Annotated in this window: 11 protein-coding genes; 9 read left to right on the plus strand and 2 right to left on the minus strand. The window is 41.4% G+C overall.

From position 1 onward, the window contains the following. Nucleotide 1: 1 nt before the first annotated feature. The 8 genes from menE to dnaX all read left to right on the plus strand — a co-directional run bounded on the left by menE (nt 2) and on the right by dnaX (nt 11,452). Nucleotides 2–1,420: an o-succinylbenzoate--CoA ligase gene (gene menE, locus CKV69_RS01600; protein ID WP_005756188.1), complete on the plus strand. Its 1,419-nt coding sequence runs from the start codon at nt 2–4 to the stop codon at nt 1,418–1,420. Next, nucleotides 1,417–4,758: a mechanosensitive channel MscK gene (gene mscK, locus CKV69_RS01605; RefSeq protein ID WP_014325867.1), complete on the plus strand. Its 3,342-nt coding sequence runs from the start codon at nt 1,417–1,419 to the stop codon at nt 4,756–4,758. The genes menE and mscK overlap by 4 nt, the downstream gene beginning before the upstream one ends. A 3-nt stretch (nt 4,759–4,761) precedes the next feature. Further along, a complete protein-coding gene (aroC, locus tag CKV69_RS01610) occupies nt 4,762–5,835 on the plus strand; it encodes a chorismate synthase (protein WP_005753719.1) in 1,074 nt (357 codons plus the stop codon). A 64-nt stretch (nt 5,836–5,899) separates the two neighbouring features. Continuing rightward, nucleotides 5,900–6,760: a penicillin-insensitive murein endopeptidase gene (gene mepA / locus CKV69_RS01615; RefSeq protein ID WP_005721537.1), complete on the plus strand. Its 861-nt coding sequence runs from the start codon at nt 5,900–5,902 to the stop codon at nt 6,758–6,760. A 9-nt stretch (nt 6,761–6,769) separates the two neighbouring features. Further along, complete coding sequence (locus CKV69_RS01620) at nt 6,770–7,534, plus strand: TSUP family transporter (protein ID WP_014390915.1); 765 nt, start codon at nt 6,770–6,772, stop codon at nt 7,532–7,534. An 11-nt stretch (nt 7,535–7,545) separates the two neighbouring features. Beyond that, entirely contained in the window at nt 7,546–8,496 is a 951-nt protein-coding gene (gene lpxM, locus CKV69_RS01625; RefSeq protein ID WP_005721539.1) for a lauroyl-Kdo(2)-lipid IV(A) myristoyltransferase, read from the plus strand. Between the two features lie 234 nt (nt 8,497–8,730). Beyond that, complete coding sequence (gene apt, locus CKV69_RS01630; protein WP_005721540.1) at nt 8,731–9,273, plus strand: adenine phosphoribosyltransferase; 543 nt, start codon at nt 8,731–8,733, stop codon at nt 9,271–9,273. Between the two features lie 34 nt (nt 9,274–9,307). Then, the gene (gene dnaX / locus CKV69_RS01635) at nt 9,308–11,452 is read left to right on the plus strand and encodes a DNA polymerase III subunit gamma/tau (RefSeq protein WP_014325870.1); all 2,145 of its coding nucleotides are present in this window, start codon (nt 9,308–9,310) and stop codon (nt 11,450–11,452) included. Nucleotides 11,453–11,505: 53 nt separating this feature from the next. On the opposite strand, the gene CKV69_RS01640 is transcribed toward dnaX, so the two are convergent. Both CKV69_RS01640 and CKV69_RS01645 read right to left on the minus strand, forming a co-directional pair. Beyond that, nucleotides 11,506–12,831, minus strand: coding sequence for a cation:proton antiporter (locus CKV69_RS01640; protein ID WP_014325871.1), 1,326 nt, complete (start codon nt 12,829–12,831; stop codon nt 11,506–11,508). A gap of 125 nt (nt 12,832–12,956) precedes the next feature. Then, nucleotides 12,957–13,310, minus strand: a complete 354-nt coding sequence (locus tag CKV69_RS01645) for a RidA family protein (protein ID WP_005721544.1) — start codon at nt 13,308–13,310, stop codon at nt 12,957–12,959. A 101-nt stretch (nt 13,311–13,411) separates the two neighbouring features. Here CKV69_RS01645 and CKV69_RS01650 point away from each other — a divergent pair, with 101 nt between their 5' ends. Beyond that, a complete protein-coding gene (locus tag CKV69_RS01650) occupies nt 13,412–14,128 on the plus strand; it encodes a YwiC-like family protein (RefSeq protein ID WP_014325872.1) in 717 nt (238 codons plus the stop codon). The last annotated feature ends 6 nt before the right edge of the window (nt 14,129–14,134 follow it).

Raw genomic sequence — 14,134 nt, forward strand, 5'->3', positions numbered from 1 at the left:
TATGTTTCCTTGGCAGCGATTCGCATCTGATCCCATTAAACAAAACCAAATCGCCTTGCGAGATCCGCAAGGCGAGGTTTTTACATGGCGACAGCTTTTTGAGCAAATCAGCCAGTATGCTAAGCTTTTGCAATACCATGGCGTTCAACCTAATTCTGGTGTCGCTTTATGTGGTAAGAATGAACTGGACTTGTTATTACTCTACTTAGCCACTATTCAGATTGGTGCACGAGTCTTTCCGCTTAATCCTGCTTTTCCTGTCGAAAAAATTCAGCAATATTGCCGTGCGGCAGATATTGAGTTTTATTATGCGCCACATGCCTTACTCTTACGTGACTGCCAAGCGATTTCGTTAACAGTGAATGTTCAAGTGGAACAAGTTGAACCAGAAGTGCGGTCAGATTGTGAAAACTTTTTTATTCCCGCTACCATGACTTTAACCTCTGGGTCTAGTGGTGTTCCTAAAGCGGTTGTTCATCACCTACAAGCGCATTTAGATAATGCCAAAGGCGTTTGTGAACTCATGCAATTTGACGCAAATGCGTCATGGTTACTTTCTTTGCCTTTATATCATGTTTCAGGGCAGGGGATCCTTTGGCGTTGGTTACGTGCAGGCGCAGTCTTACATTTTCCACAAGCGGACTTTTATGCGTCTGTCGGGCAAGCGACACATGTTTCTTTAGTCCCGACTCAATTACAACGTTTATTATCTTATTGGCAGGAAAATACGATTTTAGACAGCTCGTTAAAAACCCAGCATATTTTGCTCGGTGGGGCGCAGATTCCGACGTCATTAACTGCACAATTAGCAAAATGGGGCGTGCAAAGTTATTCGGGATATGGCATGACGGAAATGGCGTCGACCGTATTTGCGAAACGAAGTGATGATAAAATGGGCGTTGGTCAACCGTTATGTGGACGTGAATATCGACTCGTTGAGGGCGAAATCTGGCTGAAAGGTGCGGGATTAGCGCTTGGTTATTGGCAACAAGGAACGATTTTACCGCTCACCAATAAACAAGGTTGGTTTGCCACAAAAGATAAAGGGATATGGCGTGATAATGAGTTGGTAATTTTAGGACGAATTGATAATATGTTCATTTCCGGTGGCGAAAACATACAGCCCGAAGAAATCGAACGGATAATTCAGCAATGGCAATATGTCAAACAAGTGTTTGTGTTGCCGAAAGCGGATATTGAGTTTGGACAACGCCCCGTGGCGTTCATCGAATTTTCTGTGCCTTTTTCTGACGCACTTGTTGAGGCATTGACGCTTTGGCTTGCGGATAAATTGGAAAAATTTAAACACCCCGTGGCTTATTTCCCTTTGAATACACAACAATTACAACAAGGTGCAATTAAAATTTCTCGAACAAGATTAAAATTAGCCTTACAGGATTTACTAGGAACTCACGAATGAAAAAAACACATTTAGTTAAAAAGGCCTTTTTTGCCCTGAGCTTATGTTTTATGTTCAACGCATACACATTCGCTCAACTTCCTACACCAAATGATATTCAAGCCCAATTAAAAGTTGCCAAAAGTGCAGAGCAAAATGATACCAATAGTAAAACTGTGGTACAGAATTTGGAAGAAACCTTGGCATTGTTGGCAAAAATTGACAAGCAGAAAGCGGATATTAAAGACTTAGAGGCGCGTATTGATGGGGCTGCAGAGCAAACGACAAAAGCGCAAAAACGTTTAGAAACGCTGAAAAGTACGCCAGCACCTTCCGCAACACAATTTGAGAAATTGTCTTTGGCTGATTTACAAGCCAAGTTATTGAGTACGCAACAAGCATTACAACAAATTCAAGCAGATGCAACAGGACTGAATACTGAATTGGTCACGCTTCGCACTGCGCCTGAGCGTGCCCAAGTGACACTCAATGCGAATTTAACCCGTGTACAAGAAATTAATAAGTTATTAGCGAATGCGGACACCATACCAAGTGGAAAAGTGAAGCTAGAAACGGAATTAGCCTTATTAGAATTGCAAAACAGTTTTAATAAATTGTTATTGCAAGGCAATAATGTCTTAACCACGTTATATACGCTCGAGCTAGAAGATAAGAACTTAGAAGTTGCGCAGTTGCAAGAACAGATTAAGAATTTACAGGATGCGATTAACCAGAAATATTTAAAAGAATCGCAACAGCAAGTGGAGCAACTGACCAAATCGCAATTGGAAAATAAAGGCACTACACATCCTGAAGTAGCAAGCCAATTAGAGCAGAATGTGCGATTAAGCCAGGCGCTAGTGCAACAAACCACCGAAATGAATACGTTATCGCAAGATAATTTACGTATTAAAAATGTGCTGAATAACTTACAACAGACACAACGCAATATTGAAGATCAAATTAGTGCGTTGCAAGGTTCACTGGTGTTGTCACGCATTATTAATAAACAAAAAGAGTTGTTACCACAAGATGAAATGATTGCTGGGTTATCGAAACGCATCACGGATCTGCGTGTCCGTATCTTTGATCTGACTGAGATGCGGGATAATCTTTATGATCCGCAGAGCTATATTTCAGCACTTGAAAAGAAACAACAAGTCGCGTTTAGTGCGCAAGAAAAAGCCAGCTTAGATTCGATTTTACAAGAGCGCCGTAAGTTATTATCTGACATCATTAGTTTGCTTAATAACCAGCTCAATTTGGTGATTAATATTGAGCTTAACCAAAAGCAAGTTGCGTTAATTAGTGATCAACTACAAAGTAAATTGCAGCAACAAAGCTTCTGGGTAAAAAGTAATGCACCGATGGATGTAGATTGGGTCAAACAATTTTTACCTGCGGTTCAAGTGCAAGTAACGGAGATTATTAAGCAAATTGATTTTTCCAATTGGCGTGAGAATTTGGTACCTGCGGCATTAATCATTGCGCTATTACTGGTATTCACTTTCTTGATTCAATTACAGAAAGCAAAAATTAAACAACGTTTAACCAATATTAATCAAAAAATTAATACACTCACTTCGGATAGCCAATGGCACACTCCCGAAGCCATTTTATGGACGTTGGTGCTATGTTTACCTAGCACTTTCATTTTTACTGCATTGCTAGTGTTTATGGTGTATTTGTGTTTTGCAGAACCATTGAATTTAGCAAGTTGGGTTGTCAGCATGGGCGGCTATTGGTGTTTCTTCGCCTTTATGTTATCGCTGTTACGTCCAAATGGGATTGCCTATCGCCATTTTAGTATGCCAAAAGAAAGTGTCGATCGTTTTTATCGTGTTTTTGGTCGCTCTGTTTGGATTTCCGCGTTATGGATTAATGCCTCGCTCTTTACACATTTAGAAACGGGGATTACCAACGATGTGATTGGGCAAGTGATGACAATTTCGGTGTTGTTTATTTCTTTACTGATTATTGGTCCACGTATTCAAGATGCCGTGAAATCGTATGAAAATTCATCGGAAGATAACACTAAATCAATTCATATGGTGTTAAAAATAGGGCGTTTTTTCCTTGTTGCGGCACCGATTATCCTGATTGTGCTTGTTGTGATGGGCTACTACTATACGGCACTGAATTTGATGGAACATTTAATGTCCTCTTATTTTGTGGTTGTCACTTGGTTAGTGTTAAAAAATGTGATTCACCGTGGTTTAACCGTATCCTCGCGTCGTTTATCTTACAATCGTTTGAAAGAAAAAATCGAGCAACAGGCGCAGCCAAAAGTCAATACGGAAGAAGAATTGAATATTGGACTGGAGTTACAGCAAAACGAAAGTTTAGGTATCGCCCAAGTCAAAGATCAAGTATTACGTGTCACTGATTTGCTGTTAACGGTCATTTTATTAGGCATGTTATATTGGGTTTGGTCTGATCTGGTTACTGTCGCCTATTACTTACAGGGTGTCACATTATGGCAACAAAGTGTCACTACCGCAGCGGGAACAGTGATGGAGTCCATTACTTTATTGAATCTGTTGTTGGCAGTAGTGATTTTAATTGCCATGTATGCTTTAGTGCGTAATATTGGCGGTTTGCTTGAAGTATTAGTGTTTTCACGGGTGAGCTTTTCCCAAGGCACGCCTTATACCATTACGACCTTAGCCACTTATTTCATTATTGCGATTGGCGCGGGCGTCGCCTTTTCGACTTTAGGGATGTCATGGTCGAAATTACAATGGTTATTTGCTGCCTTGTCTGTGGGTCTAGGTTTTGGTTTGCAAGAAATCTTTGCTAACTTTGTGTCAGGTTTGATCATTTTATTTGAGCGTCCAGTGCGCATTGGTGATGTGATTACGATTGGTGAATATTCCGGTACCGTATCACGTATTCGTATTCGTTCGACTACGTTAATTGATTTTGACCGTAAAGAAGTGATTGTGCCAAATAAAGCGTTTGTAACAGAACGTTTGGTCAACTGGGCACTTAATGATTCGGTTACGCGTGTGGTGATTCGTGTTGGAGTAGGCTATGGTTCAGATCTGGAGTTAACCAAACGTTTATTACTGCAAGCGGCGACAGAATGTGATCGTGTATTGAAAGATCCAGAACCGGTAGTGTACTTCTTAAACTTTGGGGCAAGCTCATTGGATCATGAGTTACGTTTATACGTAGGCAAATTGGCAGATCGGAATCCGACAGTCGATTGCTTAAACCGTCGTATTAACAGCTTATTTGAAGAAAATAATATTGAAATTTCATTTAACCAGTTGGATGTCTTCATTAAAAATCAGGTAACCAACGAAGAAATTAAACTGAATCAACAATGTTTTCCAACGCAAAAACAGGAAGGATAAAAGATGGCAGGAAATACAATTGGGCAACTTTTTCAGGTAACAACATTTGGTGAATCACATGGGATTGCGCTCGGCTGTATTGTGGATGGTGTACCACCCGGGCTGAGTTTATCTGAGGCAGACATTCAACCTGATTTAGATCGCCGTAAACCCGGTACATCGCGTTATACCACACCGCGTCGTGAAGATGACGAAGTGCAGATTTTATCGGGTGTGTTTGAAGGTAAAACCACGGGGACGAGTATCGGGATGATCATCAAAAATGCGGATCAACGTTCGCAAGATTATGGTGACATTAAAGATCGTTTTCGTCCTGGACACGCTGATTTTACCTACCAACAAAAATACGGGATACGCGATTATCGTGGTGGTGGGCGTTCTTCCGCACGAGAAACAGCCATGCGAGTTGCCGCAGGTGCCATCGCGAAAAAATATTTGCGTGAGCATTTTGGCGTAGAGGTGAGAGGCTTTTTGGCTCAAATTGGTGATGTGGCGATTGCCCCGCAAGTGATTGAGCAAATTGATTGGCAACAAGTCAACAGTAATCCGTTCTTTTGTCCGGATCCGAGTGCGGTGGAAAAATTTGATGAATTAATTCGTCAGCTGAAAAAAGAGGGTGATTCGATTGGGGCAAAATTAACGGTAGTGGCAGAAAATGTGCCAGTTGGCTTGGGTGAACCCGTGTTTGATCGTTTAGATGCGGATCTGGCTCACGCTTTGATGGGCATTAATGCGGTGAAAGCAGTGGAAATTGGTGATGGCTTTGCGGTGGTTAATCAGCGTGGTTCAGCACATCGCGATGAAATGACGCCGGAAGGCTTTTTGTCTAATCATGCGGGTGGTATTCTGGGCGGTATTAGCTCAGGTCAACCGATTGTCGCGACAATTGCTTTAAAACCAACTTCAAGCATCACAATTCCGGGGCGTTCAGTCAATCTTGCCAATGAGCCTGTCGAGGTGGTTACGAAAGGACGTCATGATCCTTGTGTGGGGATTCGTGCCGTACCGATTGCTGAAGCGATGGTTGCGATTGTCTTACTCGATCACTTATTAAGACATAAAGCGCAAAATAGATAATGATGAAGTCATGTGCAAAGGATGGCACCAACACGAGGTTTAATTGAGGATGACATCCACGAATATGATGAAAAAAAGCGTTAATATCGCGGTTATGTTGACCGCACTTTTCAGCCTGTTGTGTAGCCTTGCTTATGCGTCGCCACAAGAATGGCAGAAAATCAAACGCCCGATTCCGGGCAGCCCTGAGCCGATTGGTAGTTATTCCAATGGCTGTATTATTGGCGCGCAAGCTTTACCCTATAAAGGTGATGGCTATCAAGTGATTCGTAAAAATCGCAATCGTTATTATGGTCACCCCGATATGATTGACTATTTGCAACGTTTGGGCAAAAAAGTCAAAGCCGCAGGATTACCTACAATGCTGATCGGCGATATTGCGATGCCTGGTGGGGGACGTTTTTTGACGGGGCATGCCAGTCACCAAATGGGCTTAGATGCGGATATTTGGTTGCGTATGGGCACTATGTCTGATCAAGATGCATTGAATTCTGATGGAAAAGGCTTGTTGGTGGTCGATCGTAAAGCACAGCGTGTAGATGAGCGAGTTTGGAACAACAATCATGCCTTATTAATTAAGCTGGCAGCAGAAGATCCAAAAGTGACGCGTATTTTTGTCAATCCAGCGATTAAACTCAAATTATGTCAGAGCGCGGGAAATCAGCGAGCATGGTTGCATAAAGTGCGTCCTTGGTTCGGACATGATTCTCACTTTCATGTTCGTTTGACTTGTCCAAAGGGGGCAAGTTACTGTGAAAATCAAGCACCAGTGCCTGCAGGGGATGGCTGTGGAAGTGAATTATATTCTTGGTTCGAGCCACCGAAACCTACAAAAACACCAAGTGAACCTAAAGCGGTTCCACAAGCTCCCCCTTTGTGTCAACAGATCTTAAATGCACCCAATCGGAGTGAATGGTTGGAATAAGGAAAATAAATGGAAATTGGAATCAATGTGCTTGTACTTCTCTTTGCTGTAGCATTGGTCGCGGGGTTTATTGATGCGATTGCGGGTGGCGGCGGATTAATTACAATCCCGGCTTTATTAATGACTGGGATGCCACCAGCACTTGCATTGGGAACTAATAAATTACAAGCTTGCGGGGGTTCTTTTTCCGCGAGCTTATATTTTTTGCGTCAAAGAGCGGTCAATTTAGCGGAAGTTTGGCTTATTTTATTGATGACGTTTATTGGTGCCTCATTAGGGACTATTTTAATTCAACTTGTCGATAGCGCCATCATTAAGAAAGTCTTGCCTTTTTTAATTTTAGCCATTGGTTTGTATTTTTTATTTAGTCCTACTTTGGGCAATGAGGATCGCCAAAAACGCATTTCCTACCTAGCCTTTGCCTTCACTGCCGGTCTAGGTATTGGTTTTTATGACGGTTTTTTTGGTCCGGGAACCGGATCCTTACTGAGTTTAGCCTTTGTGATGTTATTAGGATTTAATCTGACAAAAGCCACCGCGCATGCAAAAGTGTTAAATTTCACCTCAAATGTCGCTTCGTTGATCTTCTTTTTAATTGGAGGACAGATTATGTGGAGTGTGGGATTTGCGATGATGGCAGGGCAATTTATTGGGGCAAACTTAGGCGCCAAAATGGTACTCAGTAAAGGGAAAACATTAATTCGCCCAATGGTCGTGGTGATGTCATTTATCATGACAATGAAAATGGCCTATGATCAAGGTTGGTTTAGCTAATAGGAATGGCAATGTCAGAAGAAGATACACGTTTAACGGCTCGCAGTGGTTATCAACCACAGTTTTCATGGTCCTATTTACAGCCAAAATATTGGTTAATTTGGTTAGGCATTTTCGGCTTGATTTTACTTGCCTTTGTGCCGTTTCGTTTACGTGATAAGTTGGCCAGTTACATTGGGAAAATTGTGGCAAGGAAAGCCAAAAAGCAACGTCACCGTGCCAAGATTAATTTACAATATTGTTTTCCTCACTGGACAGAAGCGCAACGTGAACAGACAATCGAAGAAATGTTTGTGATTGTGACGCAAGTCATGTTAGGAATTGGGGAAATTGCGATACGCTCGAAACGACATTTACAACGCCGTAGTTGTTTCACCGGGCTAGAACATATTCATCGCGCCCGTGAGCAGGGCAAAAATATTATTTTATTAGTGCCTCATGCTTGGGCAATCGATGCCTCAGGGATTATTTTACATACCCATGGTATGCCAATGACTTCTATGTATAATCCACACCGTAATCCTTTGGTTGATTGGTTATGGACTTTTGCCCGTCAACGTTTTGGTGGCAAAATGCATGCCCGTCAAAATGGGATTAAACCGTTTTTAAATCATGTGAAGCAAGGTGATATGGGCTATTATTTACCAGATGAAGATTATGGGGCAGAGTTAAGTGTATTCGTGGATTTTTTTGCCACATACAAAGCCACTTTACCGGGCATTAATAAAATTGCACGCTTAGCGAAGGCAGCGGTGATCCCGATGTTTCCTCGCTATAATGCCTTATCGGGAAAATATGAAATAGAGATTCATCCTGCTATGACATTGAGTGATGATCCTGAACAAGCAGCTCGCGCGATGAATCAAGAAATTGAAAGTTTTGTGACGGCTACACCGGCACAATATGTTTGGATTTTACGTTTGCTAAAAACCCGTAAAGACGGCACCGACATTTATGCTTAAGTCAGTGGGCATGTCTGCTTGTCAACGTGATGATCGTCTCCTTTTATCATGATATGACAACGCTGAAGGGGCTGATAGAAAAGGAGTAAGCCTCGTAGAAAGAGTTGAGTTGCTAGGCATTTTTTGCGAAAATGACGAGCAACATTTTGATTGTATTTTTGTGTAAATGGCTGGTGTTATCCATTTGAAATCACAAAATAATTTTTATTTTAACCGCACTTATTAGGCAAAAAAATGAACGATAAACTTGCTTTGATTAAATCTTCCATTAAGTCTATTCCAAATCATCCCAAAGAAGGGATTATTTTTCGCGACATTACCAGTTTGTTAGAAGTTCCTGCTGCTTTTCAGACCGTGGTTGATCTTTTTGTGACACGTTATAAAGAAAAAGGGATCACCAAAGTGTTAGGAACAGAATCACGTGGTTTTATTTTTGGTGCACCTGTGGCTTTAGCATTAAATGTCCCTTTTGTGCTGGTGAGAAAACCGGGCAAATTACCACGTGAAACTATTTCACAAACCTATCAGTTAGAGTATGGACAAGATACGCTTGAAATCCATACTGATGCAATTCATGCACAAGATAAAGTTTTGATTATTGATGATTTGCTCGCCACAGGTGGTACCGTAGAAGCCACGGTGAAATTAGTTCAACGTTTAGGCGGTGATGTGCAAGACGCTGCTTTTGTGATTAACTTGCCTGATTTAGGTGGGGAAGCACGTTTAAATGCATTAGGTATTGATGCTTATACCTTAGTGGACTTTGCTGGGCATTAATCCGCATCTCTGAGTATTGAAGAAAGGAAAATAAATGAGTTATCAAGTCTTGGCACGAAAATGGCGACCAAAAACCTTTAGTGACGTGGTTGGGCAAACCCATATTTTAACCGCGCTTTCTAATGGGTTGAAAGAAAATCGCCTGCATCATGCCTATCTCTTTTCTGGAACGCGTGGTGTAGGGAAAACGTCGATAGCTCGTTTATTTGCGAAAGGCTTAAATTGCGTTCATGGTGTGACAGCTGAACCTTGTGGTGAATGTGAACATTGTAAAGCAATTGAACAGGGAAACTTTATTGATCTGATTGAAATTGACGCAGCATCACGTACGAAAGTCGAAGATACGCGTGAGTTATTGGATAATGTACAATACAAACCAGTACAAGGACGCTATAAGGTTTATCTAATCGACGAAGTCCATATGCTTTCCCGTCATTCGTTTAACGCTTTACTGAAAACCTTAGAAGAACCACCGGAGTATGTCAAATTCTTACTGGCGACCACTGATCCGCAAAAACTGCCTATTACGATTTTATCCCGTTGTATGCAGTTTCATTTAAAGGCGTTGGAACAGCAACAAATCGCACAGCATCTTGAATTTATTCTTACCCAAGAGAAAATCCCCTTTGAGTTTCTTGCGTTAGAAAAATTAGCCAAAGCTGCACAGGGCAGTATTCGTGATAGCTTAAGTTTAACGGATCAAGCGATTGCAATGAGTAATGGCAACATTACCTTAAATGTGGTGCATGAGATGTTAGGCTTGCTTGATGATGATCAAGCTTTAGACATTATCCATGCTTTGCAACAAGGGCAGGGTGAGTCAGTGATGAAAGGGGTACAAGCCGTTGCGGAAAAAGGGGGAGATTGGGACGAATTATTGCGTGATATCGGCGAGAATTTGCATAAAATTGCCATGCAACAGTTATTGCCTAGTTCACAGCTGGATGACACGAGTCGAATCGGTTTTCTAGCCAGTCATATTTCACCAGAAGATGTGCAGTTTTTCTATCAAGTTATGCTCACGGGACGTAAAGAACTGCCGTATGCGCCAAATCGTCGTATTGGGGTTGAAATGACGTTATTGCGGGCATTAGCCTTTCATCCTAAATTCGTTGCTGTGGCACCAACGCATGCAACGCCCATCTTTGAGCAAGATACAGGTGGTTCATCAACGCGTCATATTGAAGTCCCGATCGTTTCACAAAATATAAAATCGCAATATAAAAGCCAAGTGAAATCAACAGTCGCAGCGCCGGCACAGGTTAGCCCTCCTGTTGAGGAAAAGGTGCACACACACACAGAAGAAACGGAAACGTATTCGCCTGCATTTGATGCTTTAGCTCAGATTGATAAATTAGATCATTTAACCATCACACCACAGAAAGAAAAAAAAAAGTATAGTTCATCAACAGAAGCGTTAGCACCACGGGTTTCCTTATCAAGTGATACCTCCTCTTCTACGTTAACATCATTACCGGTGATTGAAAGTAAACCGCGTGATACAAGTTTCATAAAAAATAAGGCTTCCGCTTTATCAACACTATCTGCGCCAGAAACGGCGCTATCCTCAGCCTCTCCTTTAAATACGCCTGTATTACAAGCAACACAGCATACTGAACCTGAAGGAGAAGACGAAGATGACATCATCGATGATACGCTTTTGGCGGAAACTTATCGTTGGGAATGGCGTAATCCAGAATTGGCTAAAACACAAGAAGGGATTAAGCCTTCTGCTTTAAAACAGCGTTTAGAACAAGAAATTACGCCTGAATTGCGCGCGAAAGTGATTGATATCGCGCGTAAACAAGATTTTTGGACAGATTGTGTAGAGTCACTTGATATCCAGAATTTAACCAAAGAATTAGCCTTAAACTGTATTTTACTTTCACATGATGGGGCGGCGTTTCACCTTGGCGTGCGTGACAACAAAGCGCACTTACACACCACGAATGCACAACAGCAGTTACAACAAGCATTGAGCCAGTTACAACAGCAAGCTATGAATGTGCTGATCTCGCCGACGGACTCTGACAACTTGACACCAACAGAATGGTATCGGCAAACCTATAAAGCGTTGCGTGAAAAAGCGCAACAAGCGTTACAGCATGATGAGAAATTGCAGCTTTTTTTACATGAATTTAGTGCAGAAATCGAGCTTTCGACAGTAAAACCCATTTAAGTGCGGTCGATTTTACGAGAATTTTCACGCCCTCAATCTTGAGGGCGTATTTTTTAGTCTTCAGAACTTGTCTTGTTCGGGTGTAATCCGACATAACCTCGTTGATGTAGAATACTTTCTTTGGATTTTTTGATCATCGTTTCAATCGTAGAACCCTGTACTAGAATTGAGAAGGTGACTACCGCATAAGTCATTACCAGTAATAAATCTCGGACATCCATCCCAATATGCTCAAGATATAACATGCCTTTCGGAATCGATAATGCCATAGCAAGTGACAAACCACCACGTAGCCCACCCCATGTCAGAATACGTAGTGTATAAGGATTATACGAGCGAAAACGTTGCATCACTTTGAAAGGCATCCACACGCTGATATAGCGTCCGATTAAACAAATTGGAATCGCGAGTATCAATAAAATAAAGCCTTGAGCACCGAAATCGACTAAAAGCAGTGCTAAGCCGATCAATAAGAACAGGAGGGAATTTAAGAAGTGATCAATCATTTCCCAAAAATGATCAAGGTAGAGTTGGCTTTGTTTGGAAAACCCCGTGTGTCGTGTCCAGTTGCCGATTAAAATACCTGCTACGACCATGGCGAGAGCGCCAGAAACATGCAACATATTCGCGAGCATAAAACCAGCGGTAGGAATCGTCAGAGTCAATAGAATTTCCAAACTTCCATCGTCTGTGGATGAAATCAATAAATGTGCTACGAAGCCAATCACGAGACCAAACAAAATTCCGCCCACGGCTTCTTGTAAGAATAATTCCGTAATGCCCGCTAATGTTGGGGCGTGCCCGCCAAACGCGACAGCAAAAATCGTGGTAAAAATTACTAAACCAACCCCGTCATTAAACAAGGACTCGCCTTCGACTTGCATGGAAAGGCGTTTTGGTGCTTTTAAATTTTTAATAATTGCCAGTACCGCGATAGGGTCTGTTGGCGAAATTAAAGCGCCAAATAAAATGCAATAGATCAGGTCAATTGGTAGACCAATGAGATAAGCAACACCGTAAAGCAAGACGCCGATAATAAAGGTAGAGGCAAGTGTGGAAAAGAGCGCAAACACCGTGATTTCCCATTTTTGGTTTTTTAAAACGGGTAATTTTATACCTAATGCACCGGCAAATAATAAGAAACCGAGGATACCATTGAGCAGAAAACTTTTGAAATCGAGTTGTTCCATGACTTGTGTGGCAATGATATCTAATTTAAACCAAGAAAGGTGACCGAAAATGAGGAAGAGAACAGAAACGATAATGGAGGTGGCGGTGATGGCGATGGTGTATTGGATTTTATCGCTGAGTTTCCGGGTGACAAACCCAATAAAAATGGAGATCGCGGATAAAAAACAAATATAGGTATAAATATTCATAGGTTGCTTTCCAGAGAGTAAAAGAAAAAAGGCTGATTTTTCGTGAAAATCAGCCCGCTAAGTATAAGACAAAATAGGTGCATTTAGAATGGAAAATTGTTTTGTGACATGACTGCGTTTAAAAATTACGCGGCAGCCGTGAGTACGATCTCTACTTTCCAGTCTGGGTGTGCCAGTCTTGCTTCGACAGTGGCACGTGTTGGTGGATTTTCTTTATCGACCCATTCATCCCACGCTTTATTCATTTCGTCATAATAATCCATATCGGCAAGATAAATCTGAGCATGAATAATTTGTGCTTTTTTTGAGCCGGCTTCTGATAAAAGTTGATCAATTAAACCTAACACCTCTTTGGTTTGCTCGTAAGCGGTTTCCGTGGTAGTTTTTTCAGGTACTTGTCCAGCTAAATGGATAATCCCATTATAAATGGCAATTTCAGATAAACGACCGTTTGAGTGAAAGCGATGCACTTTTCCCATCTTTTTGTCCTCTTATTCATGACATAACAAATAAAGATTATATCTATTTTGTATCAAACTCGTTAAAATTAAGCAACTTAATTTTGGCATGGTTCTTAATAATGAAGTTACTTATTTCTAATCAACATGGTGCCATCGTGATGGCATTATTGCCATTCTTATATGGTCTGTTTTCCTCTCAGCCTGTTTGGCAACATCTCTTTTTATTTTTCGCCTGGGCGGCACTTTATCTCATGACATACCCGTTCTTAAATTTGTTTAAAGGGCGCAATATGGCAATGAATATAAAATGGAGCTTGATTTACGGCGGAACAAGTTTGCTGTTTGCTTTACCGGCACTGTATTATAACTGGCACATTTTATATTTTTTACTGGCTATGCTGCCTTTGGTTGCGGTCAATATTTATTATGTGAAGCAGAAAAATGAACGTGCGTTGTTAAATGACTTTGCGGGCATCGCTATTTTTGCGCTTGCTGGAATGGTCTCGTATTATTTTGCGGAACGTGCATTTGATCGGCAAATTTGGCTCGTTGCACTTTATCCAAGCTTATTTTTTATCGCCACTACACTTTATGTGAAGTCGGTATTACGTGAACGGAAAAATCCATTTTATTTAAAAGCGTCTATTATTTTTCATTTTCTTTGTGTTGTGATATTTTTACCTTTCCAACAATATGGGCTCGCATTAGCTTATTTCCCCGCACTGCTCCGTGCGATTTGGCTACCTCGAATGAAACTGAGTGTGAAACAAGTGGGGTTAGCGGAAATGGTTGTGTCATTGCTCTTTTTTGTTTTACTCTTGCTTGCGACGTTATAAGGTATT

The sequence above is a fragment of the Pasteurella multocida genome, from assembly GCF_900187275.1.
In the GTDB taxonomy this organism is placed as follows: domain Bacteria; phylum Pseudomonadota; class Gammaproteobacteria; order Enterobacterales; family Pasteurellaceae; genus Pasteurella; species Pasteurella multocida.

Bases quoted from the DNA above. Each gene is read 5' to 3' on its own strand.
- menE (WP_005756188.1), top strand. From the start codon at position 2: ATGTTTCCTTGGCAGCGATTCGCATCTGATCCCATTAAACAAAACCAA.
- mscK (WP_014325867.1), top strand. From the start codon at position 1,417: ATGAAAAAAACACATTTAGTTAAAAAGGCCTTTTTTGCCCTGAGCTTA.
- aroC (WP_005753719.1), top strand. From the start codon at position 4,762: ATGGCAGGAAATACAATTGGGCAACTTTTTCAGGTAACAACATTTGGT.
- mepA (WP_005721537.1), top strand. From the start codon at position 5,900: ATGATGAAAAAAAGCGTTAATATCGCGGTTATGTTGACCGCACTTTTC.
- CKV69_RS01620 (WP_014390915.1), top strand. From the start codon at position 6,770: ATGGAAATTGGAATCAATGTGCTTGTACTTCTCTTTGCTGTAGCATTG.
- lpxM (WP_005721539.1), top strand. From the start codon at position 7,546: ATGTCAGAAGAAGATACACGTTTAACGGCTCGCAGTGGTTATCAACCA.
- apt (WP_005721540.1), top strand. From the start codon at position 8,731: ATGAACGATAAACTTGCTTTGATTAAATCTTCCATTAAGTCTATTCCA.
- dnaX (WP_014325870.1), top strand. From the start codon at position 9,308: ATGAGTTATCAAGTCTTGGCACGAAAATGGCGACCAAAAACCTTTAGT.
- CKV69_RS01640 (WP_014325871.1), bottom strand. From the start codon at position 12,831: ATGAATATTTATACCTATATTTGTTTTTTATCCGCGATCTCCATTTTT.
- CKV69_RS01645 (WP_005721544.1), bottom strand. From the start codon at position 13,310: ATGGGAAAAGTGCATCGCTTTCACTCAAACGGTCGTTTATCTGAAATT.
- CKV69_RS01650 (WP_014325872.1), top strand. From the start codon at position 13,412: ATGAAGTTACTTATTTCTAATCAACATGGTGCCATCGTGATGGCATTA.